Annotated in this window: 22 protein-coding genes; 13 read left to right on the forward strand and 9 right to left on the reverse strand. The window is 60.3% G+C overall.

Features of this window, described 5'->3' with window-relative positions; genetic code table 11:
* Positions 1 to 255 precede the first annotated feature (255 nt).
* Positions 256 to 705 (reverse strand): anti-virulence regulator CigR family protein, encoded by a 450-nt coding sequence (locus KGA96_RS12200; RefSeq protein ID WP_046042401.1) that lies wholly within the window; start codon positions 703 to 705, stop codon positions 256 to 258.
* A 654-nt stretch (positions 706 to 1,359) separates the two neighbouring features.
* Here KGA96_RS12200 and KGA96_RS12205 point away from each other — a divergent pair.
* The 3 genes from KGA96_RS12205 to KGA96_RS12215 all read left to right on the forward strand — a co-directional run bounded on the left by KGA96_RS12205 (position 1,360) and on the right by KGA96_RS12215 (position 4,635).
* Positions 1,360 to 1,647, forward strand: coding sequence for a fructose-bisphosphate aldolase (locus KGA96_RS12205; RefSeq protein WP_185754827.1), 288 nt, complete (start codon positions 1,360 to 1,362; stop codon positions 1,645 to 1,647).
* Positions 1,648 to 2,200: 553 nt separating this feature from the next.
* Positions 2,201 to 3,652, forward strand: a complete 1,452-nt coding sequence (locus KGA96_RS12210) for a DUF1254 domain-containing protein (protein ID WP_223513106.1) — start codon at positions 2,201 to 2,203, stop codon at positions 3,650 to 3,652.
* Between the two features lie 275 nt (positions 3,653 to 3,927).
* Positions 3,928 to 4,635, forward strand: a complete 708-nt coding sequence (locus tag KGA96_RS12215) for a CatB-related O-acetyltransferase (protein ID WP_080925358.1) — start codon at positions 3,928 to 3,930, stop codon at positions 4,633 to 4,635.
* 129 nt (positions 4,636 to 4,764) lie between these two features.
* Here the strand turns inward: KGA96_RS12215 and KGA96_RS12220 are convergent, their stop codons facing one another.
* The 4 genes from KGA96_RS12220 to KGA96_RS12235 form a co-directional block, all read right to left on the reverse strand.
* On the reverse strand, positions 4,765 to 5,313 hold the full coding sequence (locus tag KGA96_RS12220) for a cupin domain-containing protein (protein ID WP_046042404.1): 549 nt from the start codon (positions 5,311 to 5,313) through the stop codon (positions 4,765 to 4,767).
* A 364-nt stretch (positions 5,314 to 5,677) separates the two neighbouring features.
* Positions 5,678 to 6,976, reverse strand: a complete 1,299-nt coding sequence (locus KGA96_RS12225) for an NAD(P)/FAD-dependent oxidoreductase (protein ID WP_046042405.1) — start codon at positions 6,974 to 6,976, stop codon at positions 5,678 to 5,680.
* A 53-nt stretch (positions 6,977 to 7,029) separates the two neighbouring features.
* Positions 7,030 to 8,520: an aldehyde dehydrogenase gene (locus KGA96_RS12230; RefSeq protein ID WP_223512969.1), complete on the reverse strand. Its 1,491-nt coding sequence runs from the start codon at positions 8,518 to 8,520 to the stop codon at positions 7,030 to 7,032.
* 182 nt (positions 8,521 to 8,702) lie between these two features.
* Positions 8,703 to 10,079: a glutamine synthetase family protein gene (locus tag KGA96_RS12235; protein WP_046042407.1), complete on the reverse strand. Its 1,377-nt coding sequence runs from the start codon at positions 10,077 to 10,079 to the stop codon at positions 8,703 to 8,705.
* A gap of 281 nt (positions 10,080 to 10,360) precedes the next feature.
* Between KGA96_RS12235 and KGA96_RS12240 the strand changes: the two genes are divergently transcribed.
* The 5 genes from KGA96_RS12240 to KGA96_RS12260 all read left to right on the forward strand — a co-directional run bounded on the left by KGA96_RS12240 (position 10,361) and on the right by KGA96_RS12260 (position 15,593).
* Positions 10,361 to 11,122, forward strand: coding sequence for a gamma-glutamyl-gamma-aminobutyrate hydrolase family protein (locus KGA96_RS12240; RefSeq protein WP_223512970.1), 762 nt, complete (start codon positions 10,361 to 10,363; stop codon positions 11,120 to 11,122).
* Positions 11,123 to 11,393: 271 nt separating this feature from the next.
* Positions 11,394 to 12,536: a polyamine ABC transporter ATP-binding protein gene (gene potA, locus KGA96_RS12245; RefSeq protein ID WP_046042409.1), complete on the forward strand. Its 1,143-nt coding sequence runs from the start codon at positions 11,394 to 11,396 to the stop codon at positions 12,534 to 12,536.
* Positions 12,533 to 13,447 carry an ABC transporter permease subunit gene (locus tag KGA96_RS12250; RefSeq protein WP_223512971.1) on the forward strand — a complete coding sequence of 305 codons (915 nt, stop codon included), beginning with the start codon at positions 12,533 to 12,535 and terminating at the stop codon, positions 13,445 to 13,447. Before potA ends, KGA96_RS12250 begins: the two co-directional genes overlap by 4 nt.
* Entirely contained in the window at positions 13,444 to 14,328 is an 885-nt protein-coding gene (locus tag KGA96_RS12255; RefSeq protein WP_046042411.1) for an ABC transporter permease subunit, read from the forward strand. Before KGA96_RS12250 ends, KGA96_RS12255 begins: the two co-directional genes overlap by 4 nt.
* Before the next feature lie 167 nt (positions 14,329 to 14,495).
* A complete protein-coding gene (locus KGA96_RS12260) occupies positions 14,496 to 15,593 on the forward strand; it encodes a polyamine ABC transporter substrate-binding protein (RefSeq protein ID WP_046042412.1) in 1,098 nt (365 codons plus the stop codon).
* A gap of 142 nt (positions 15,594 to 15,735) precedes the next feature.
* Here the strand turns inward: KGA96_RS12260 and thpR are convergent, their stop codons facing one another.
* Positions 15,736 to 16,284, reverse strand: a complete 549-nt coding sequence (gene thpR / locus KGA96_RS12265; protein ID WP_223512974.1) for an RNA 2',3'-cyclic phosphodiesterase — start codon at positions 16,282 to 16,284, stop codon at positions 15,736 to 15,738.
* 177 nt (positions 16,285 to 16,461) lie between these two features.
* On the opposite strand from thpR, the gene KGA96_RS12270 reads away from it, so the two are divergent.
* Complete coding sequence (locus KGA96_RS12270; RefSeq protein WP_056727280.1) at positions 16,462 to 16,656, forward strand: hypothetical protein; 195 nt, start codon at positions 16,462 to 16,464, stop codon at positions 16,654 to 16,656.
* Positions 16,657 to 16,670: 14 nt separating this feature from the next.
* Here the strand turns inward: KGA96_RS12270 and KGA96_RS12275 are convergent, their stop codons facing one another.
* Positions 16,671 to 17,024, reverse strand: a complete 354-nt coding sequence (locus KGA96_RS12275) for a DUF1428 domain-containing protein (RefSeq protein WP_046042415.1) — start codon at positions 17,022 to 17,024, stop codon at positions 16,671 to 16,673.
* Between the two features lie 16 nt (positions 17,025 to 17,040).
* On the reverse strand, positions 17,041 to 18,105 hold the full coding sequence (locus KGA96_RS12280) for a lipoprotein (protein WP_046042416.1): 1,065 nt from the start codon (positions 18,103 to 18,105) through the stop codon (positions 17,041 to 17,043).
* Positions 18,106 to 18,425: 320 nt separating this feature from the next.
* Between KGA96_RS12280 and KGA96_RS12285 the strand changes: the two genes are divergently transcribed.
* On the forward strand, positions 18,426 to 18,686 hold the full coding sequence (locus KGA96_RS12285) for a hypothetical protein (protein WP_223464578.1): 261 nt from the start codon (positions 18,426 to 18,428) through the stop codon (positions 18,684 to 18,686).
* 37 nt (positions 18,687 to 18,723) lie between these two features.
* Here KGA96_RS12285 and KGA96_RS12290 read toward each other — a convergent pair whose 3' ends face one another.
* Positions 18,724 to 18,960, reverse strand: coding sequence for a hypothetical protein (locus KGA96_RS12290; protein ID WP_046042418.1), 237 nt, complete (start codon positions 18,958 to 18,960; stop codon positions 18,724 to 18,726).
* Positions 18,961 to 19,140: 180 nt separating this feature from the next.
* On the opposite strand from KGA96_RS12290, the gene KGA96_RS12295 reads away from it, so the two are divergent.
* The 3 genes from KGA96_RS12295 to glcE all read left to right on the forward strand — a co-directional run bounded on the left by KGA96_RS12295 (position 19,141) and on the right by glcE (position 23,646).
* A complete protein-coding gene (locus KGA96_RS12295; RefSeq protein WP_223512977.1) occupies positions 19,141 to 20,904 on the forward strand; it encodes an L-lactate permease in 1,764 nt (587 codons plus the stop codon).
* 178 nt (positions 20,905 to 21,082) lie between these two features.
* Entirely contained in the window at positions 21,083 to 22,582 is a 1,500-nt protein-coding gene (gene glcD, locus KGA96_RS12300; RefSeq protein ID WP_046042420.1) for a glycolate oxidase subunit GlcD, read from the forward strand.
* Positions 22,582 to 23,646: a glycolate oxidase subunit GlcE gene (glcE, locus tag KGA96_RS12305; protein ID WP_223512980.1), complete on the forward strand. Its 1,065-nt coding sequence runs from the start codon at positions 22,582 to 22,584 to the stop codon at positions 23,644 to 23,646. The genes glcD and glcE overlap by 1 nt, the downstream gene beginning before the upstream one ends.
* Positions 23,647 to 23,648 lie beyond the last annotated feature (2 nt).

The raw sequence follows: 23,648 nt of genomic DNA on the forward strand, positions 1-23,648 counted from the left end.
GCCACCGCCACCGCCACCGCCGTCTTTCGCGTAGGCGGAACCCATGATCGACAGGCCACTAGGCAGCAAAGGGGCGGCTGCAAGCATCATGGCGCATGACATTACAGCAACGAGACTCTTGTTTTTAAAAAGCATGATTGCTTCCGTAGGAGGTTGATATCGCGTGACGTATGACGCGATATCCCTCCAACAGTTCAAGTACCACGACAGACGGCTGGAGCACCTTGAATCAGCGGGAAGACTACCTTCCACACGTCAATCAAACGCACCGTCGAGAATTTCATAGACAAGCCCGGTGGCCAGCGCAACCAGGATCAGGTCCGTGCCGACTTGCTGCCATTCGTAGCCATCATAGTGGGGCAGCCTGCCGACCAGTCGGCCATCCAGTTTTTTGGCGATGCCGGGTGGAAGCGGCTTGCCTCGGGCAAGGTTCTTTTGAATACCCGGTGGCAAGTCAGGCCCGGGGCTCCAGTAGCCGGTATTCACGCCAATGATCTCGAGCACGCTGCCCCGGTTGATGCTCGGGCCATTGCTCCAGTCCCCGCCACCGCCGGAATTCTTGTTCTTGTTGCCATGACCACCCTGGTTGCCATGGTTGGCCTTCCCGTTGCCCTGGCCGTTACCGGGATCGGCCAGCGCCGTCACCGAGCCACAGACCAGAGTCAAACAGGTAACAGCTGCAATCAATGATCGAGTCCTGAACATGATTCATTCCTTCGTGGTGGGGAATAGTCCCTGAAATTTAGACGTTATAGACGAAGTTGGTTCCATGAAGTCACCCACCGCCAAACCGTCTACGCTCATCCGATCGAAGCCTTGCCGGCGTTTGCCGATGGATGGGGCTTGTCGATTATATGCAACTCACCGCGCCTCCTCATCACACATCCCTGACATCCGAAAAACATGTAGGAATTTACCCCCCGTGGCGAGGGAGCTTGCTCCCGCTGGGCTGCGAAGCAGCCCTCATCCATTGCAACTCATTTCCTCAGACACACCGCAGTGCCCGGTTTTACGGCGGCAGAGCCGCCGAACGGGAGCAAGCTCCCTCGCCACAGGGGGCTTTTGGCGTCCTACAGGCCGGTTGCAGCCGTCGAAATGGATGCCTAATGTGCGCCGGTCGCTGACTTGAGTTGGCGGTTGGGTTTCGCAGCCCAAACAACACACACCCTTACACCGTCAAACAACAATTCTGGCAAACTTCGCCAGCATTACGTTTTATGGCGGTTGTACGTGGGAGATCTTCGGATCTGCCGGGTTTTGGGTTGTGGCTCGGTCTGCGAACCTGCGTATAACTGCCACCTAATTGTTTCGCAGCAAAAAGGTGGCGCTTCATTAATTTTTTGAGTGAGCTTAAAAATGATGAACACCCCACACCGCCGCTTCACCCCAATGAAACAAATCGCCACCAGCTACCCCGTCCTCCTCATCGACAGCGACGCCCCGCTGCGCGAACTCCACAACTGCGCCGCCGAACGCCTCAACGCCGTCCTGCAATACCTCAACCTCATGGCCTGCACCAGCCTCCCCGACTACGCCGAAAACGACATCAACACCGTCACCAACATTTCGCGGATTCTGCTTCAGGATGTGCGGGATGTGTTTGGCGTGATCGAGCAGCGGGGGTTTGAGGGGCCGAAGAAGCAGTGACATTTTTCAAGCACAAAAAACCCGCATTTCTGCGGATTTTCAATGACCACCGTTCAGTTGGCTACAGAAGCCATCAGCAGACTGACGCACCGGAACTGTTTTTGAATACCGTCTAAAAAATTCATCTCCTCCGCCGATGGGTAATTGCACTGACTTGACCAGTTGTTTGCATAGGACCTGACCAGCTGTTTGCATGGGACTTGACCATCACGCTGCGTGGCCATGACCGGCAGAGAACGACCCGTAGCGGTCTTTGGCGGATCTCGAGAGTTAATCTCTGACCATCCGCTTTTTGGCTGCAGATCACGATTGGCTGTTCTCGAAGCCAAATGGTCCGTAACGGCGGCGCGTAAATACTCCGGAACTGAATCTGAGCTGCTCAGCTGCGCAAGGGGATGCTGGCTTATTGTGATCTACACTCCCTGAGCGCGTGAGTAGGCGCTTCGCCACAAGAAGTATTCAAATTATTTCACCGTAGCCATGAAGGCCCACGGGCCAGCTTGCTCAAACTAACGAGGTAGAAATGAACAGGAAGTTTAACCGGGGCTGGACAATGGCTGCGGCAGTCGTCGTAGTGGGTTCAACGCTTTTCGCGGGGTGTGCGGGTAAGAACGATCCGATCACGCAGGCAGATAAGGCGGATGAGGCCAAGGGCGTGCCCGCGCCGAGTCTGGAGCAAACCAAGGCGATCGCCGAGGAAGGCTTTATCTACGGCTTGCCGCTGGTTATGAATTACGCCGTGATGAACGAATTCGCGGTGGACTCCAAGTCTAGCCAGTTCAAGGCCCCCTTCAACCAACTGCACAACGATCATCGGGTCGCGACACCGGCTGACACCGCCATCATTACACCCAACAGCGACACGCCGTACTCGATACTCTGGGCCGACCTGCGTGCAGAGCCGCTCGTGATTACCGTGCCGGCCGTCTCCAAAAAGCGCTACTACTCGGTGCAACTGATCGACGGCAACACCTACAACTACGGCTACATCGGGAGCCGGGCAACTGCCAGCGCGCCCGGGAGCTACATGATTGCAGGCCCCGACTGGAAGGGAGCGACACCTCCAGGCATCGAGAAGGTGTTCAGCTCCACGACTCCCTTCGCACTGACCCTGATCCGGACCCAGCTGTTCAATCCGGCGGACATGCCAAATGTCGAGAAGTTGCAGGCGGGCTATAAGATCCAGTCGCTGTCCGCCTTCCTCCATCAACCTGCGCCGCTCGCTGCGTCGAAGATTGATTTCGTGCCGGCCACCACGGATGGCATCAAGGCCAACTTCTTCGAGTACCTGTCGGCCGCGCTGCAGTATGTGCCAGCATCGGATGACGACAAGGAGATCCGGGCCAGGCTGGCCAGTATCGGCGTAGGTCCTGGACGGAACTTCGAATTCAAGGACCTCTCGCTCGAGCACAAGGCCGTGGTCCTGCTCGGGATGAAGGCCGGCGACGAGAAGGTCGACAAATTCCTCTCGAGCGGAATGAAGAATATCAACGGCTGGAGTGTTGGCGCGTTCTTCGGCGACCAGGCGTTCTACAAAGGCGACTGGCAGATGCGGTCTGGCGCCGCGAAGGCTGGTCTGTACGGTAATGACGCCGCCGAGGCGATGTACCCCATTACTCGTACCGATGGCAATGGCCAGACGTTGAATACCGGCAAGCACAGCTACACGCTCACCTTCCCCGCCGGCAAATTGCCGCCAGTCAATGCCTTCTGGTCAGTGACCATGTACGACGGCAAAAGCCAACTGCTGATCAAGAATCCGATCAACCGCTACCTGATCAATTCGCCGATGCTGTCGGCCATGAAAAAGAACGCGGATGGTTCACTGACGCTGTACATCCAGAAGGATTCGCCGGGCAAGACCAAGGAGTCCAATTGGTTGCCCGCGCCTGACGACACGGCCTATCTGGTGATGCGCCTCTATTGGCCGAAAGCCACGCCACCTTCGATTCTTCCCGCGGGTGAGGGCAGTTGGCAGCCACCGGCGCTGGTGGTATCGAAATAGTGCGACTCTTGCGATCTGCTGGCACTCGCCGTAGGTCGGTGTAGGCCAGTGCTACCTTTTGGCCAATAGCAGCCGATCATGAAGGGCTGCTATTGGCCGTTCTCTGCCGATCATGGTTACAAAGCGTGCTGGTCAAATCCGATGCAATCGGTGGTCAGGTCGAACGCAAGCGGGTGGTCAAGTAGAGTGCAATTTCGCAGCTGATTCATTTAGACTCGACTGTTGGCTCATGGGGCCAGGCCAAGCCCTGTAACGGATATCCAAGACAGCTTTTCATGAAAAAAATAATCAGTTATTTGCGAAATAGTTACTGGAAAAGATGGATTCGCAAACACAAATGCAAAGTGGCGGGCGGTTTATTGTCACTGCACAAAAGAACGACACTGACCATAGAAGAAGGCGTGACGCTTGGGAATGTGGTCATAGAGTCGAAAAAGCTGGAAATCGGTGCCCATACCTATATCCGCAGTGACTGCTTCCTTTCGGCGGTCTCCTCCATTGGCAGGTTTTGTTCCATCAGTAGCAGCTGTTTTATCGGCCAGCAAAAGAGCTCGCATCCGTTGGACTGGCTCAGTTCACATCCCTTCCAATATACCGACACGGCGCTGGTTTACGACCCGGAGGTTGTGGACATCACGATTGGGCATGACGTCTGGATCGGCCATAGCGCGATGATCCTGGAAGGCGTGACCATAGGCACTGGCGCTGTCATTGCAACTCGCGCCCTGGTTGCCCATGACGTGCCACCGTACGCCATTGTTGCCGGCACCCCGGCAAAAGTCGTCAAGTATCGGCACACACCCGAGTTGATTGAGGCGCTGATCGACAGCAAGTGGTGGGATGTTGATGTCGAGGTGCTCAAGACATTACCGCTCAATGATCCGCAAGCCACTTTGGCTCTGTTGGCCACCCTGCAGAAAGAAAACCGCGCCGACTATCAACAGATCGAAGTAACCCGCAAAGGGTGCAGTATTTCGTCTTGAGCAGCGGGAATGACCAGCGCTGCACTTCAAGATGCCTGGCAGGCACCCGATTCGAATGATAAAAAAACCCGCATCAGATGCGGGTTTTTGACGGCTGGTTGTTGATGAACCCTGCCCGAAAAGCGCTTATCAGAAGTTCGCCGGTGTGTTGGCGCTGATGATTTCCGCCTCATCCGCCCCGATATTGCGAAACCGGTGCGGCAAGGTCGTCGGGAAGTAATAGCCATCCCCGGCGTTGAGCACGCTCACCTGGCCATCCACGGTCAATTCCACGGTACCCCGGGTCACCAGCCCACACTCCTCGCCTTCGGAATGCACGATCGGCTCTTCACCGGAGCTGGCGCCCGGTGCGTATTGCTCGCGCAGCAAACGCATCTGCCGGCTTGGCACGGACGCGCCGATCAGCAGCAGGCGCAGGCCATGGCGGCCGAGGTCGGGCTGTTCGTTGGCGCGAAAGACGTACTGGTGCTCGCGGGGTGGCTGATCAAAGGTGAAGAAGTCGGCCAGGGACATGGGGATGCCCTCCAGCAACTTCTTCAGGGAGCTGACGGAAGGACTGACCCGATTCTGTTCGATCAGGGAGATGGTTGCATTGGTGACGCCGCTACGCCGGGCCAGCTCGCGCTGGGACATTTTGTAGCTTTCGCGTACTAATTTGAGTCGTGAGCCCGTGTCCATGACAGCCTTATGTGCGTGCTACTTAAGGGTAATGGGGGTGGAGTGCAGGCGCGGATCACGCCGTTTTCCGGTCCCGGAAACGTGAAAGGCGGCTATTAAATCACGTTTGTTCGTAATGCTCAGCAGGTTCGATAAACGGCAGAAGAAAAGAACCGGTTGATGAAAATTCTCAGCCAAGACACAAGACCTGTGGGAGCGAGCTTGCTCCGGGCGGCGCTCCGACGATGGCGGCGGGTCAGTCAACATCAATGTCGAATGTCAGACCGCTATCGCGAGCAAGCTCGCTCCCACAAAGGGCGGCGGTGTTTCTGGTGTTAAAAAGCCGGCAGCACCCTTTGGGGAGATGCCGCCGGCGAGGTAAAGCTTAGATGCCGAAACGGTCGCGCAGCGAGTAGTACACGGCGCCGAGGGCGGTCAACGGGGCCGAGAAGGTACGCCCGCCGATCATCGGCATGTGCGGCAGCGAGGCAAACGCGTCGAAGCGCTCGGCGTCGCCACGGATCATTTCCGAAATCAGTTTGCCGGCCAAGTGCGAACAGGTGACGCCGTGGCCGCTGTAGCCCTGCATGTAGTAGGCGTTTTTCTCGATACGGCCGAATTGCGGCATGCGTGACATGGTCAGCAGGAAGTTGCCGGTCCAGCGGTAGTCGATCTTCACGTCCTTCAATTGCGGGAAGGTCTTGAGGATTTTCGGGCGGATCAGTTGTTCGATGTCGTCCGGCTCGCGTGCGCCGTAGACCACGCCACCGCCGTACAGCAGGCGGTTGTCGGCGGTCAGGCGGTAGTAGTCGAGCAGGTAGTTGCAGTCTTCGACGCAGTAGTTGTTCTTGATCAGGCTACGCGCTTGCTGCTCCGACAACGGCTCGGTGACGACGATCTGCGAACCGCACGGCATGCTCTTGCTGGTCACGCGGTTGTCCAGGCCCTGCGGCAGGTAGGCGTTACCGGCGATCAGCAGGTACTTGGCCTTGACCACGCCTTTGGCGGTGCGCACGGTGATGGGCTCGCCGTAGGTGATTTCCACCGCCGCCGATTGCTCGTAGATCTTGCCGCCCAGGCCGATGATGGCCGAAGCTTCACCGAGTGCCAGGTTCAGCGGGTGAATGTGGCCGCCCTGCATGTCCAGCAGGCCGCCGACGTAGGCATCGGAACCCACTTCGCGCTTGATGTCAGCCGCGTCGAGCATTTTCAGGTTCTTGTTGCCGTAGCGTTCCCAGCTCTTCTTCTGCTCGGCCAGGCCGTTGAGTTGCTTCTTGTTCATCGCCGCGAAGATACCGCCGGGACGGTAGTCGCACTGGATGTCGTAGTGCTGTATGCGCTGACGGATGATGTCGGCGCCTTCAAAAATCATGCTGCCGAGGATTTCGGCAGTCTTGTCGCCGTAGCGCTCTTCAATGACATCGACGTCGCGGCTATAGGAGTTGACCAGTTGGCCGCCGTTGCGACCGCTGGCGCCGAAGCCGACCTTGGCTGCTTCGAGCACGGTCACGCTGTAGCCCGCTTCGGCGAGGAACAGGGCCGAGGACAGACCGGTGTAGCCGGCGCCGATCACGCAGACGTCGCAGTCCACCGCCCCTTCCAGCACCGGAAAATCGCCGGTGAAGTTGCGGGTGGCGGCGTAGTAGCTGTTTACATGCTGTTGGTTAAAAGAGTCTTGTTTCATACATTTCTCCGAGGGTCGCCGACAGCGTGTCGGCGGCCGTCGCTGTAAAGGTGTTAGAGCTTGATCCAGGTCGCCTTGAGTTCGGTGTACTTGTCGAACGCGTGCAGCGATTTGTCCCGACCGTTACCCGACTGCTTGAACCCGCCGAACGGCGCGGTCATGTCGCCGCCGTCGTACTGGTTGACCCAGACGCTGCCGGCACGCAGGCCACGGGCGAAGGTGTGGGCCTTGCTCAAGTTGCTGGTCCACACGCCGGCGGCCAGGCCGAAGATGCTGTCGTTGGCAATCGCCAGGGCTTCATCGAAGGTGTCGAAGGTGATGACCGACAGCACCGGGCCGAAGATTTCTTCCTGGGCAATGGTCATGGCGTTGGTCACACCGTCGAAAATCGTCGGTTCCACGTACTGGCCACCGGTGTCTTCGAGGGTGCGGCTGCCGCCGGCGATCAGTTGGGCGCCCTGCTCTTTGCCGATGCCGATGTAGCGCAGCACGTTGTCCAGTTGACGCTGGTCGACGACCGCACCGACGGTGGTTGCAGGATCCAGCGCATGACCTGGTTTCCAGGCTTGCAGGGCTTCCACCAGCAATGGAATGAACTGCTCGCGAATCGAACGCTCCACCAACAAACGCGAACCGGCGGTGCAGACTTCGCCCTGGTTGAAGGCGATGCCGCTGGCCGCAGCCTGTGCTGCCGCGCGCAGATCCGGCGCGTCGGCAAACACCACGTTCGGGCTCTTGCCCCCGGCTTCGGCCCAGACGCGTTTCATGTTGCTCTGCCCGGCGTAGATCATCAGCTGCTTGGCAATCGCCGTGGAGCCGGTGAAGGCCAGCACGTCGACGTCCATGTGCAACGCCAGCGCCTTGCCGACGGTATGGCCGTAGCCCGGCAGGACGTTGAACACGCCTTTCGGGATGCCCGCGTCCAGCGCCAATTGCGCGATGCGGATCGCCGTCAGCGGGGACTTTTCCGAAGGCTTGAGGATGAACGAGTTGCCCATCGCCAGGGCCGGGGCGAATTTCCAGCTGGCCATGATCAGCGGGAAGTTCCACGGCACGATGGCCGCGACCACGCCGACCGCTTCGCGCGTCACTAGACCAAGCTGATCGCGGGGCGTGGCGGCGACTTCGTCGTAGATCTTGTCGATGGCTTCGGCGGTCCAGCGGATCGCATTGGCGGTCGCTGGAATATCGATGCTCATGGAGTCGCTGATCGGCTTGCCCATGTCGAGGGTTTCGAGCAGGGCCAGTTCTTCCTGGTTGGCCAGGATCAGGTCGGCGAAACGGATCAGGATGCGCTTGCGCTCGGCCGGGGCCAGGTTGGCCCAGACGCCGGATTCGAAGGTGCGGCGCGCTACGGCGACTGCAGCGTTGGCGTCCGCTTCGTCGGTGCTGGCGACGTTCGCCAGGAAACGACCGTCCACGGGGCTGATGCATTCGAACGTCGCGCCGCTGGCGGCTGCGCAGTACTGGCCGTCAATGAATGCGCGACCTTCGATGGTTAGGGACTGGAAGCGCTGCTCCCAATCGCTGCGAGTGTTTGTCATGGTTGTGACTCGACGCAGGGGAATAGATGAAGGACGAGCGAACGCCCATCCATCAAAACTTGGTAATCCGACCCCTGTAGGAGTGAGCCTGCTCGCGATAGCGGTGGATCAATCAGCATCACTATTGAATGTGATGACGCTATCGCGAGCAGGCTCACTCCTACAGGGATTTGAGTGGTTCTTTAGACCGTGTGCAAGTACCAGTTGTACTCAAGGTCCGAGATGGAGTTCTCGAACTCGGCCAGCTCGCTTTCCTTGCACGCCACAAACACGTCGATGTACAGCGGGTCGATGTACTTGGCCATGACTTCGCTGTCGTCCAGCTCGCGCAGTGCGTCGCGCAGGTTGTTCGGCAAGCTCTGCTCGTTCTGCTCGTAGCTGTTGCCTTCCACCGGGGCGCCCGGTTCGATCTGATTGGTCAGGCCGTGGTGCACGCCGGCCAACACCGAAGCCATCAACAGGTACGGGTTGGCGTCGGCACCGGCCACGCGGTGTTCGATGCGCACGGAGTCCGGCGAACCGGTCGGCACACGTACCGCTACGGTACGGTTGTCGATGCCCCAGCTCGGCGAGTTCGGCACGTAGAACTGCGCGCCGAAACGACGGTACGAGTTGACGTTCGGGCAAAGGAACGCCATCTGCGCCGGCAGGGTCTCGAGCACACCGCCGATCGCGTGTCGCAGCGCGGCGTTCTGCTCGGGATCCTCGCTGGCAAAGATGTTGTTGCCTTCTTTGTCGAGAATCGAGATGTGCACGTGCAGACCGTTGCCCGCCTGGCCCGGATACGGCTTGGCCATGAAGGTGGTGTCCATCTCGTGGTCGTAGGCGATGTTCTTCACCAGACGCTTGAGCAGGACCGCGTAGTCGCACGCCTTGATCGGGTCAGCCACGTGATGCAGGTTGACTTCGAATTGCGCCGGGGCGCTTTCCTTGACGATAGCGTCAGCCGGGATGCCCTGCTCTTTCGCGCCTTCGAGGATGTCCTGCAGGCAATCGACGTATTCGTCGAGGTCGTCGATCAGGTACACCTGGGTCGACATCGGACGCTTGCCGGATACCGGCGAACGTGGCGATTGCGGACGACCGTTCACGTTGTCCTGGTCGATCAGGTAGAACTCCAGCTCGAACGCCGCGCAGATGGTCAGGCCCATGTCGTCGAACTTGCGCACGACATTGGCCAGCACTTCACGCGGGTCGGCGAAGAATGGCTGGCCTTCGAGTTCGTGCATGGTCATCAACAGTTGCGCGGTTGGGCGCTTCTGCCAGGGTTCGATGCTCAGGGTGCCGGGGATCGGGTAGCAGATCCGGTCGGAGTCGCCGATGTCCAGACCCAGGCCGGTGCTTTCCACCGTGGAACCATTGATGTCCAGAGCAAACAGGGACGCCGGCAGGTTAATGCCTTTCTCGTAAACCTTATGAAGACTGGTGCGCTCGATGCGCTTGCCGCGCACCACACCGTTCATATCCGCAATCAGAAGGTCGACGTACAAAACCTCAGGATATTTCTTAAGGAATGCGTTTGCTTCGTTGAGTTGAACGGTACGCAGAGGGACCGACATGTTGCACCTATTTAGCTGTTAATTATTATGTTCACTGCCCTTTCACGAGCCCAGTCAATCCGAAAGGCAAAGTGAAGTCAATAGCGAACACCTGGCCGTTCAGCGTTTATTTTCGGGCCTTTCAGAAGGACGGGAGTGCCAGGTACGCCCTCAAACACGCGTAAACCCTGAAGATCGGACGTTCGGCGTTTAGAATTTTTTACATGAGAGTTGTTAATTAAAATCAACAAGGCTAAGCTCCAGAAAAGCTCGTTCAAGTGTGAAACTTCGAGGTGATAAAAATGGCATTCAAGCCATTGATCGGCGTTACTGCATGCGTCAAACAGATTGGCCTGCACCCCTACCACATCAGCGGTGACAAGTACTTGCGTGCTGTCAGCGTTGCCGCGCTAGGGCTGCCTGTCGTTGTTCCTTCCTTAGGCGACCTGACCGAAATCGATGACCTGCTGCCGCAGCTCGACGGTCTGTTGCTGACCGGCTCGCCGTCGAACGTGGAACCCTTCCACTATCAAGGCCCCGACAGCGCCCCCGGCACGGATCATGATCCGGCACGGGATGCCACCACCCTTCCCCTGATCCGCGCCGCTATTGCAGCGGGCGTTCCAGTGCTCGGCATCTGCCGTGGCTTCCAGGAAATGAACGTGGCGTTCGGTGGCAGCCTGCATCAGAAGGTCCATGAACTGCCGGGCTTCCTCGACCATCGCGAGGCCGACCATCCGGACCTGGCCGTGCAATACGCTCCCGCCCACGGGGTGAACGTGCAGCCTGGTGGTGTGTTCGAAGCGCTGGACCTGCCTGCGGTGTTCCAGGTGAACTCGATTCACAGCCAGGGCATCGAGCGCCTCGCGCCCGGTCTGCGCGCCGAAGCCGTCGCGCCCGATGGCTTGATCGAGGCGATCTCGGTCGAGCACAGCAAGGCCTTCGCCCTCGGCGTGCAATGGCACCCGGAATGGCAAGTGCTGAACAACCCTCCTTATCTGAGTATTTTCCAGGCGTTCGGCGAAGCCTGCCGGCAACGGGCGGCACTGCGTCACTCGAGCTGACGAACTGATACCCACATTCAACGATTAACTGCCCAACGCGAGCGGGCAGGCGCTTTTGCGTGCCCCGCTCGCGAAAACAACACACTGCAATAACAACAAGTACGACCAGGCAGCCAGGATGGCGGCGCCGAATAAACCCGAGCGGTATGGGTGAGTTCGATCAGCAAACGCAAATCCCTGTGTTCTGACCGAAGTCCCCGATACGGGTTTGCAATCCACTATTAAGCCGGGCCGTGTTGGCCGGGCGACTGAAACCTGTTGGGAGTTTCACATGGCAAACGCCTCCAGCATCTACAGGAAGGCTCTTGAGGGTCACCAGGCACCGAAAAAGGTGTTGGTGAAAATCGATCGCGTCACCAAGAAATTCGACGAAACCACCGCTGTGGACGATGTATCCCTGGAAATCCACCAGGGTGAAATCTTCGCCCTGCTCGGTGGTTCCGGTTCCGGCAAATCGACCCTGCTGCGCATGCTCGCCGGTTTCGAGCGCCCGACCGAAGGCCGGATTCTGCTCGACGGCGTCGACATCACCGACATGCCGCCGTACGAACGACCGATCAACATGATGTTCCAGTCTTACGCGCTGTTCCCGCACATGACGGTGGCGCAGAACATCGCCTTCGGCCTCAAGCAGGACCGTTTGCCAGCGGCCGAAATCGACGCCCGGGTGCAGGAGATGCTGCGTCTGGTGCACATGACCCAGTACGCCAAGCGCAAGCCGCACCAACTGTCCGGTGGCCAGCGTCAGCGCGTGGCCCTGGCTCGCTCCCTGGCCAAGCGTCCGAAGCTGCTGTTGCTCGACGAACCGATGGGCGCACTGGATAAAAAGCTGCGCTCGCAGATGCAACTGGAGCTGGTGGAGATCATCGAGCGCGTCGGCGTGACCTGCGTGATGGTGACCCACGACCAGGAAGAGGCCATGACCATGGCCCAGCGCATCGCGATCATGCACCTGGGCTGGATCGCCCAGATCGGCAGCCCGGTGGACATTTATGAAGCACCGGTCAGCCGCATGGTCTGCGAATTCATCGGCAACGTGAACGCCTTCGACGGCACCGTGGTCGAGGACCTGGAAGGTCACGCGATCATCCACAGCCCGGACCTGGAGCAGAAGATCTACGTCGGTCACGGCGTCAGCACGTCGGTGCAGGACAAGTCGATCACCTACGCGATCCGCCCGGAAAAACTGCTGGTCAGCACCGTCAAGCCGGAGAACCGCTACAACTGGTCCGCCGGCAAGGTGCATGACATTGCCTACCTGGGTGGCCACTCGGTGTTCTACGTCGAGCTGCCTGGGGGCAAGATCGTCCAGTCGTTCATGGCCAACGCCGAACGCCGTGGTGCGCGTCCGACCTGGGACGATCAGGTCTACGTGTGGTGGGAAGACGACAGCGGCGTGGTACTGCGCGCATGAAAACCTTCAATCAGCAATTCCTGAGGTGGGTCCCCAGCGGGCGCAAGTTCGTCATCGGGATTCCGTTCATCTGGCTGTTCCTGTTCTTCATGCTGCCGTTCTTTTTGGTGATGAAGATCAGCTTCTCGGAAGCGGCCCTGGCCATTCCGCCCTACTCGGAGATCTACACCTTCGCCGAGCAGAAATTCCAGCTGATGCTCAACATCGGCAACTACTCCCTGTTGGGCCAGGATGAGCTGTACCTGTCCGCCTACCTGGGTTCGTTGAAGGTGGCGTTTTTCAGCACTGTGATGTGCCTGGTGATCGGTTTCCCGATGGCCTACGCCATCACCAAGGCCAGCAAGGAAGCGCAGAACGTCCTGATGCTGCTGATCATGATGCCGACCTGGACCGCGATCCTGATCCGCGTTTATGCGTGGATGGGCATCCTCAGCAACAACGGCCTGCTCAATGCGTTCCTGATGTGGACCGGGCTGACGTCGCACCCGATCGAGATCCTCAACACCAACATCGCCGTCTACATCGGCGTGGTGTATGCGTATCTGCCGTTCATGGTGCTGCCGCTGTACGCCAACCTGGTCAAGCACGACCAGAGCCTGCTGGAGGCCGCATCGGACCTGGGTTCGAGCACCTTCAACAGCTTCTGGAAAATCACCGTGCCTTTGGCCAAGAACGGCATCATCGCCGGTTGCATGCTGGTGTTCATTCCGGTGGTCGGTGAGTTCGTGATTCCGGAACTGCTGGGCGGCCCGGAAACTCTGATGATCGGCCGTGTGTTGTGGCAAGAGTTCTTCAACAACCGCGACTGGCCGGTGGCGTCTGCCCTGGCGGTGGTGATGCTGTTGATCCTGATTGTGCCGATTCTGCTGTTCAACCGCAGCCAGGCCAAAGAGATGGAGGCACGGGGATGAAACGCTTCGAATTTTCAAAGTTCATGCTGATTTTCGGCCTGTCGTTTATCTACCTGCCGATGCTGATCCTGGTGATCTACTCGTTCAACGCCTCCAAGCTGGTGACGGTGTGGGGTGGCTGGTCGATCAAGTGGTACGCCGGTTTGCTCGACAACAGTCAGTTGATGGGTTCGGTTCTGCGCTCGCTGGAAATCGCCTGCTACACCGCCATCGCGGCAGTGGCACTGGGTACCCTGGCGGCGTTCGTGCTGACTCGCGTTACGCGCTTCAAGGGCCGCACGCTGTTCGGTGGCCTGGTCACCGCGCCGCTGGTGATGCCTGAAGTGATCACCGGCCTGTCGCTGTTGCTGCTGTTCGTGGCCATGGCGCAGTTGATCGGCTGGCCGGTGGAGCGTGGCATCGTCACCATCTGGATCGCCCACACCACGTTTTGTGCCGCTTATGTTGCGGTGGTAGTCTCCGCCCGCCTTCGCGAGCTGGACCTGTCCATCGAAGAAGCGGCCATGGACCTGGGTGCGAAGCCGTTCAAGGTGTTTTTCCTGATCACCATTCCGATGATCGCGCCGTCACTGGCGGCCGGCGGCATGATGTCGTTCGCCCTGTCGCTCGATGACCTGGTGCTGGCAAGCTTCGTGTCCGGCCCGGGTTCCACGACCTTGCCGATGGAAGTGTTCTCGGCGGTGCGCCTGGGCGTGAAGCCCGAGATCAACGCCGTGGCCAGCCTGATCCTGTTGGCAGTGTCGATCGTGACCTTCATGGTCTGGTACTTCAGCCGCCGTGCCGAAGCCACCCGCAAGCGCGCGATCCAGGAAGCCATGGACCAGACCGCCAGCGAATCCTGGCAGCAGCCTGAAAAGAAAATGCTGGAAGCCACCGCCTAAGGCACTGTGGCTTGCTCTTTGTGGCGAGGGAGCTTGCTCCCGCTGGGTCGCATAGCGACCCCAATAGATGGGACTGCTGCGCAGTCCAGCGGGAGCAAGCTCCCTCGCCACAGTTTCACTGTGATTTTGCATTGTGTTTTTGAATAAAAAGAAATGGAGTTGTACCGATGAAAATGTTTGGCAGGACTCTGCTGACACTGTCCTTATTGGGCGCAATCGCCACTGGCGCCCAGGCCAATGACAAGGTTCTGCGCGTCTACAACTGGTCGGATTACATTGGCCCGGATACCGTCAAGAAGTTCGAGGACGAGACTGGCATCCAGGTGACCTACGATGTCTTCGACAGCAACGAAACCCTTGAGGCACGCCTGCTGGCAGGCAAATCCGGCTACGACATCGTCGTGCCGTCCAACAGCTTCCTGGCCAAGCAGATCAAGGCCGGCGTCTATCAGGAACTGGACAAGTCGAAGCTGTCGAACTGGAAAAACCTCAACCCGGTGCTGCTGAAAAACGCCTCCGCGAGCGATCCCGATAACGCCCACGCCATCCCGTACATGTGGGGCTCGATCGGCATCGGCTTCAACCCGCAAAAGGTCAAGGAAGTGCTCGGCGCCAACGCCCCGACCAACTCCTGGGACCTGCTGTTCAAACCGGAAAACGCCGAGAAGCTCAAAGCCTGCGGCATCAGTTTCCTCGACTCGCCGACTGAAATGATCCCGACCGCCCTGCACTACCTGGGCTACCCGGTGAACGATCAGAACAAACAGCACATCGCCGAAGCCGAGGCGCTGTTCATGAAGATTCGCCCGAACGTGGCGTACTTCCATTCGTCGAAATACATCTCGGACCTGGCCAACGGCAACATCTGCGTGGCCGTCGGTTACTCCGGCGACGTGCTGCAGGCCAAGGCCCGCGCCCAGGAAGCCGGGGACAAGGTGAAGATCGACTACAGCATCCCGAAAGAAGGCGCCGCCAGTTTCTACGACATGCTCGCCATCCCCCGCGATGCCGCCAACGTCGAGAACGCGTACCTGTTCATGAACTTCCTGATGCGCCCCGATGTGATTGCCGACATCACCAACAGCATCGGCTACAGCAACGCCAACGCTGCGGCCACGCCACTGGTCGATGAAGCGATCCGCAACGATCCGGGCTCCTACCCGCCGGAAGCGGTGATGGCCACGCTCTATGCCGTGCCGGACCAGCCGATCGCCGTCCAGCGGGTCATGACCCGTGGCTGGACCAAGGTGAAACTCGGCCAATAATCCAGAACCCCACACTTAATCGGTGGGGGTTCAACACTTTCCGTTCACGCAGCGCCTTACCACCGCTGCCTCTCCTGCAAGTAGAACGGTCTCACCTGGCTCCCTCGGCTCAGGTGAATTTTGGCGCCCTCGGGCGCTTTTTTTATGGGCGGTCAGAATCAAGCAGCGGCCATTCCGCCAGTGCCCGATAACGTCCCTTGTGGGATTCGAACAAGGTGAACCGGTCGGCACGCAGGAAGAATTCCGGCGCCGTTGCGGACTCCGGCACCGGCGCCCGATAGTCCCGCGCCAGGGTCAGGTGCGGACGGTATTCCCTTGGGGCTTGCTCCAGGCCGAACGGCAACATCGCCTGTTCCAGGGCATACACCAGGCGCAGCAATGCCGGGGGCGCCTGCTTCGGCGCGAGTACCAGCGCCCCTGCCCTGCGCCACACGTCCAGCCGGTCCAGCACCACCGTCAAGCGCTCGCCCGGTGTGCGGATCGACGCCGCAGCGGTGCAGATCTCGGCAATCTGCGCCACGCCCACCGCCCCCAAAAACTTCAGCGTCAGGTGAAAATTTTCCGCCGGCACCGGCCGTCCATTACGCAGTTGCAGCGCACTGCGCCACTGCGCTATCTCCCGACGCTGGGCCGGGGAGCAGTTCAGCGCAAAGAACAGCCGCTTGAACGGCTCGCGGGATTCGTCGTTCATGCAGGGCACCTCGTGGGAAGACTGCCTGAGTGTACTCAACACCCGTGTTCCGGCCAGCGCATTTCTGGCGCCGTGGGGCAGGCGCGTTATAGTTCCAGGGGGTGTTCTCAATTAGTTTTCCCGTCGTGAAAACTAATTGAGAACGCCCCCTAGCATCCCGAAAAACCGGAGGGGGCCATGCGACAGATCATCAGCAAGGAACCATGGTGGGCCAGACCGCCCGAGCCCGGCCAGGATGAACTCAAGCTGGAATGGGGCTGGCTGGTGCATTACAGCGAAGGTGAGCCGCGCTTCGAGTTCATCCGCGAGCGGCCGACGGACGACGAGATCCGCCAGCGCAAGAGTTGCAGGATCACCCCGACGCCGGAGTGACCCTGCGTGTGGCGTCAGGCCTGGAGGAGTACTTCGAACCCGCCGTAGACCATGCGCTGGCCGTCGAAGGGCATTGGATTGACGTCCGGCTTCATGCGCGGGTCCTGCATCATCCTGTCCATCCCGGCATTGCGGGTGGCCTTGTCCGGCCAGATGATCCAGCCAAAGGCCACGGTTTCGCCGTCCTTGAGCTTCACCGACATTGGAAACGAGGTGACCTTGCCTTCCGGGACATCCTCGCCCCAGCATTCGACCACGCTCAAGGCACCGTTTTCCTTGAAGACCGAGGCGGCGATTTTGGCGTGTTTGATGTATTGCTCACGGTTGGCGGTGGGTACGGCAGCGATAAAACCATCGACGTAAGACATGAGTGCTCTCCTTGGGTCATGGGGTGTGCTGCTGGATAGTCGGTTGCGCTGGCGTCCGATCGACAGTGCCGGTGCTCAAACCGACCGGCGGTGCAGTACGGTCCGCCAGGCTGCCTTCGATCTGCGCCGCCATGTAAAGCGTGCAGGCCATGACGCCGCTGGTCGGGCTCTGCACCAGTTTGGTCCAGGCCTTGTCGAAGGTATTGCCCAGGCTACGGCGAATCAGCGCCTCGCTATCGGGCCGGTCAAAGGCCTGGATGAATGCGCGAATGCCAGCCACCCCTAGCGTGATCAAGCCACCGGCCAGTTTCCCGGTCGCTGCGGCCACGGCGCTGGCGGCCCCGCGCGGGGCCATCTCGGCTTCCATCCGCCGGCTGGCGCGCCTGGCCACCGGCGCCATCGCGGTGTCGGTCGAGCCCACCCCCTTGTCGCCACCGGCCTTATGGACTTTGTCTATCAGCGCGGCGAAGGCCGGCAAGGAGTTCAGCGGTTCGGTGTGCACGACCTGGTACAACGAAGCATCCCTCGTCGGCGGAGGCCCGAGGGCGATGGCCGGGACTTTCTGGATGCGCCCGTTGAGTTGGGCCATCGGCACGCCGTGGCGGTTGGAGATTTTCTGCAGCTCTTCCTTGAGGATGTCGACATAGAACGCCGCTGCCAGGCCGAGAATCGCATCGGGATCGACTTCCACGGCCACCGGCGCCAGGACCTTCTCCTGATAGGCTTCGAGCAGGTACGCCGCCAGGCGTTTTTCCACGGAGTCCTGCTCACCCTTGGCGCTGACGGTGTACCAGCTGACCTTCATCGAAAGCCATTCCTGGGTCCAGTAACTGCTGAACCACGGAATGAAATTCTGTTCGGTCAATTCATAGACCCGTGTGCGCCAGTATTCCATGGCGCCGCGGGCGTAGATTTTGGTCTCCTCGGTGGCCGCCTGCGACGCTGCGACGATCTCCCGGTCCACTTGTTGCCAGGTGCTGGCAGGAACGATGACCGGTGCCACTTCCACCGGCGCGCGCACAGGCGTGGCACACCCCGCCAACACCACCAGCACGGCAATGATCAGCGAACGCAGGTTCAAGATAGCGGCTTCCAGCTGTTGGCACCGGGCGAAATGCCCGACACGCGAAACTTTCGGTTTAAGTATAGGTGGCAGTCTCCCGGAGCCCGCGAAAGGGCCCGCATCAACAGCGAAAAAACCACCATCACTTGCGTCGATAATCACCATCGCCGCGATTGCCTTCCGCTTGATGGCCGTCAGCGTAGGATCGATCCCAAGCCAACACGAAACCCCGAATCGGAGGGGAACTTCATGCTGATCCATCTGCTGACCTGCCTGGCCCTGACGGCGTTCACATTGGGTGTGTTTGCCTGGTACGTCCTGAGCGAGGAGCAAACATCATGATTCACATTGTCACCCTCGCCGTGCGTTTCCCGGTGTTCGGCAACAATTTCTACGCGCAGGAATTCGAGTCACGTAAAGAGTTGACTCTGATGTTCGACAAAAATTTCGAGGCGTTGCTGATCCCGGCAGCCGATCATCACTTCAGCAACGAAGTGGTCGGGCTCAATGATCAGTTCCGGTTTTTGAATGACGTGCTGGTCGGGCATCTGCTGGATGTCGAACTGGCAAAAGGCTCGGCCCGTTCGTTCGGGTTCTGACAGCGACCGCCGGTCGCCCGGGCACGGACGGCACCGCTCACAACGTTCGCTGACTGTTGCCGATCCCCTTGGCAATATCGATCCCCCAATCCATCGCCGCTTCCATGTCCAGCATGTGCGGCCGTGGATCGTGGTTTTCATCGATGGTCGAGCCGTCCGGCCGATAGACACCGATGAACATGCCCAACGAACCATCCTTCAATATCTCGGCCTTGACCTTGATGTTGCATCCGTTCGATAGCGTTTCCTTGTGCTCCATATGGCGCTCGGTCATGACTGCATTGCTCCCCTGACTGAATTCAAACCCTACTGGCCATGCTAGCTCAGCCCCCGGAACTGCGCCGACCCGCTGGACCGGAGGGCCTGCCCTGACAGCGGCGCAATGCCACCTATACTGAAGACCACCTCCCCCCAGGGGATCTGCACGTCCAACAATAAAATGCAGAGGTGGAACATGGTCTGGCAGCAAGTCTACGATCCGTTCGGTAACCCGGTGCTTTCAACGCTCATGGCGGCTGTGCCGGTGGTGGTGATGCTGGCGTCCCTCGCGTTTTTCCATGTCAAGGCGCACCTGGCGGCGTTGCTCGCCCTGGCCTCGGCCTTGCTGATCGCGATATTCGCCTTCGGCATGCCGGCGAACATGGCAGGTTCGGCGGCGCTGTTCGGTGCGGCCAACGGTCTGCTGCCGATTGGCTGGATCGTGTTGAACATCATCTTCCTGCATCGCCTGACCACCGAGAACGGCTCGTTCAAGGTGTTGCAAGACTCCCTGGCGCGCATCACCGATGACCGGCGCCTGCAATTGCTGCTGATCGCCTTCTGCTTCGGTGCGTTTTTCGAAGGCGCGGCCGGTTTCGGTACGCCGGTGGCGGTGACCGGGGCGATTCTGATCGGGCTGGGCTTCTCGCCGCTCGCCGCTTCAGGGCTGGCGCTGATCGCCAACACCGCCCCCGTGGCGTTCGGCGCCCTCGGCACGCCGATCATCACCTTGGCCAAGGTCACCGGGCTGGATGAAATGGAGCTGTCGATGATGGTCGGCCGGCAGTTGCCCTTCTTCTCGGTGCTGGTGCCGTTCTGGTTGATCTGGGCCTTTGCCGGCTGGCGCAAGATGCTGGAAATCTGGCCGGCGATCCTGGTGGCCGGGGTCAGTTTTGCCGTGCCGCAATTCCTGGTGTCCAACTTTCACGGGCCGATGCTGGTGGACGTGATCGCCGCACTGATTTCCATGGCCTGCCTGACCGGTTTCCTCAAGGTGTGGAAGCCGGCCACTGTGCACACTTCCGCCGCCCTGTCCGGGCGGGTCGACGACTCGAAGATCGACGTCGAGCACGACGAAAAACCTGTCCCCACTGCAACCTTTGCCAATGAGGCAAAACCGGCAGTGATGCGGGCGTGGATGCCGTGGATCATCCTCACGGTCTTCGTGTTCATCTGGGGCACCCAGGGCTTCAAGAACACCTTCGACACCCGCCCGGCGATTGACCCGCAAACCAGCTCAGCCAAACTCGATCCGCAGGGCAAGCCGATGCGCGAGGCGAACCCGCTATTTGCGCCGGTCGTGACCTTCACCACCCTGCATTTGCAGGTTGAGAAAGTCCCGCCCGTGGTGGCCGCGCCGAAAACCGAAGAGGCGGTGTACAAGTTCACCTGGTTCACCGCCACCGGCAGCGGCATTCTGCTGTCGGCGATCATCGGCGGCTTGCTGATGGGTTACTCGATCCCGCAACTGATTCACCAGTACCTGCGCACCCTGTGGGTGGTGCGTTACTCGCTGATCACCATTGCGGCGATGCTCGCGCTGGGCTTCCTCACGCGTTACTCGGGGCTGGATGCGACCATGGGCCTGGCCTTCGCCGCGACGGGCATTTTCTACCCGATGTTCGGCACCCTGCTCGGCTGGCTCGGCGTGGCGTTGACCGGCTCGGACACCGCGTCCAACGTTCTGTTCGGCGGCTTGCAACGGGTGACGTCCGAGCAGTTGGGCATCAGCCCGGTGTTGATGGCCGCCGCCAACAGTTCCGGCGGGGTCATGGGCAAGATGGTCGACGCCCAGTCGATCGTGGTCGCCTCCACGGCCACCCGCTGGTACGGCCATGAAGGGGAAATCCTGCGCTACGTGTTCTTCCACTCGATTGTGCTGGCGATCCTGGTCGGCGGCCTGGTGTCGTTGCAGGCCTACGTCGCGCCGTTCAGCCATATGGTGGTGGGCGGGCATTGAGTCTGCGCACCCTGCTCCCAACGCTTGCAACGCCCGGGTTCCTTCACCCGGGCGTTGGCATTTTCTGCGCAAACTCATTGAATGAATGCCCGCTTCAGGCTGACAAACATCCCATGGACAGTCGGCCGTTGCGGGCCAATGATGTACATCAGTGGCCTCCAGCGGGAGTCATGAACCGATGAACATTCTCTACGATGAACGCGTTGACGGCGCCCTGCCCGACGTCGACAAACAGGCGCTGTTGCAGGCCCTGCAAACCCGCTTGCCGAACCTGGAAGTCCTGCATCAGCGCGAGGAACTCAAGCCCTACGAATGCGACGGATTGTCGGCCTATCGCACCATGCCGATGCTCGTGGTGCTGCCCCGATACATCGACGAAGTCCAGGGGGTGCTTCAGGTCTGCCATGAGCTGCACGTCCCCGTCGTGGCCCGTGGCGCCGGCACCGGCTTGTCCGGCGGTGCACTGCCCCTGGAGAAAGGCGTACTGCTGGTGATGGCGCGCTTCAACAACATCCTGCACATCGATCCCGCCGCCCGCACTGCGCGGGTTCAGCCCGGCGTACGCAATCTGGCGATCTCCCAGGCGGCGGCACCCTTCGGCCTGTATTACGCGCCGGATCCGTCCTCGCAAATCGCCTGTTCAATCGGCGGCAACGTCGCGGAAAACGCCGGTGGCGTGCACTGCCTGAAGTACGGCCTGACCGTGCACAACGTGCTCAAGGTCGACATCCTCACCGTCGATGGCGAGCACCTGAGCCTGGGCTCCAACGCCCTCGACTCCCCCGGTTTCGACCTGCTGGCGCTGTTCACCGGGTCCGAAGGCCTGCTCGGAGTGATCACCGAGGTCACGGTCAAGCTGCTGCCCAAACCCCAGACCGCCAAAGTGCTGCTGGCGGCGTTCGATTCCGTGGAAAAAGCCGGGCGCGCGGTCGGCGACATCATTGCCGCCGGCATCATCCCCGGCGGCCTGGAAATGATGGACAACCTGGTCATCCGCGCCGCCGAGGACTTCATCCACGCCGGTTATCCGGTGGATGCCCAGGCCATTCTGCTGTGCGAACTCGATGGCGTTGAAGCCGATGTCTCAGATGACTGCGAGCGGGTGCGCCAGGTGCTGCAACAGGCCGGCGCCATCGAATTGCGCCAGGCCAGGGACGAAGCCGAGCGCGTGCGTTTCTGGGCCGGGCGCAAAAATGCCTTCCCGGCGGTGGGCCGCCTCTCGCCGGATTACTACTGCATGGACGGCACCATCCCCCGTCGCGAACTGCCCGGCGTGCTGCACGCCATCGCCGAGCTCTCGAACGAATACGGCCTGCGGGTGGCCAACGTGTTCCATGCCGGCGACGGCAACATGCATCCGCTGATCCTGTTCGACGCCAATCAACCGGGTGAACTTGATCGCGCCGAAGCCCTGGGCGGCAAGATTCTGGAGTTGTGCGTGAAAGTCGGCGGCAGCATCACCGGTGAACACGGCGTGGGCCGCGAGAAGATCAACCAGATGTGCGCGCAGTTCAACAGCGATGAGCTGACCCTGTTCCATGCCATCAAGGCCGCTTTCGACCCGAGCGGCCTGCTCAACCCCGGCAAGAACATTCCGACCCTGCACCGCTGCGCCGAATTCGGTGCCATGCACATACACGGCGGTCAATTGCCCTTCCCCGAGCTGGAGCGTTTCTGATGCGCAGCCCTGAAGATTTCGATGACAGCCAGTGCCTCCTGGAGCAGGTCAATCAGGCGCTGGAAAACGCCACGCCGTTGCGCATCCAGGGTTCCAACAGCAAAGCCTTTCTCGGCCGCACCACCGCCGGGGAAATTCTCGACACCCGCTCGCACCGGGGCATCGTCAGCTACGACCCGACTGAACTGGTGATCACCGCCCGTTGCGGCACACCGTTGTCGCAGCTGGCGCAGGTGCTGGACGCCGCGCAACAGATGCTGCCCTGCGAGCCACCCTCCTTCGGCGACGGCGCCACCGTCGGCGGCATGATCGCCTGCGGGCTATCCGGACCTCGGCGCCCGTGGGTCGGTTCGGTGCGGGATTTCATTCTTGGCACGCGGGTCATCACCGGCCAGGGCAAGCTGTTGCGCTTCGGTGGCGAGGTCATGAAAAACGTCGCCGGCTACGACCTGTCGCGCCTGATGGCCGGCAGTTACGGCAGCCTCGGGCTGATCACCGAAGTTTCCCTCAAAGTGCTGCCAAAACCCCGGCAAGCCTTAAGCATCAGCCTGGAAATGGACGCCGAGCGGGCCTTGTTGCGCCTGGCGGAATGGGGCCAGCAGCCGTTGCCGATCAGCGCCGCCTGTCACGACGGTTCACGCCTGCACCTGCGACTGGAGGGCGGTGAAGGCTCGGTGGCGGCGGCCCATGAGCGCCTCGGGGGCGAACGGCTGGAAGCTTGCTGGTGGGACGATCTCAACGAGCAGCGCTTGAGTTTCTTCGATGAAGACCAACCCCTTTGGCGCCTGTCACTGCCACACAACACGCCGCTCCTGTCGCTGCCGGGGCGCCAGTTGATCGACTGGGGGGGCGCCCAGCGCTGGCTGAAATCCGATGCCGAAGCGGCGTACATCCGCCAGGTCGTCGACGAAGTCGGCGGCCATGTCACCTGCTTCAGCCACGGTCTGACCGACAGCCCCTTCCATCCGCTGCCCCCGGCGCTGATGCGTTATCACCGCAACCTGAAACAACAACTCGATCCACGGGGCATCTTCAACCCCGGACGCCTGTACGCGGAGCTTTGAAC

It is taken from the genome of Pseudomonas sp. GL-R-26 (genome assembly GCF_019947365.1).
Classification (GTDB): domain Bacteria; phylum Pseudomonadota; class Gammaproteobacteria; order Pseudomonadales; family Pseudomonadaceae; genus Aquipseudomonas.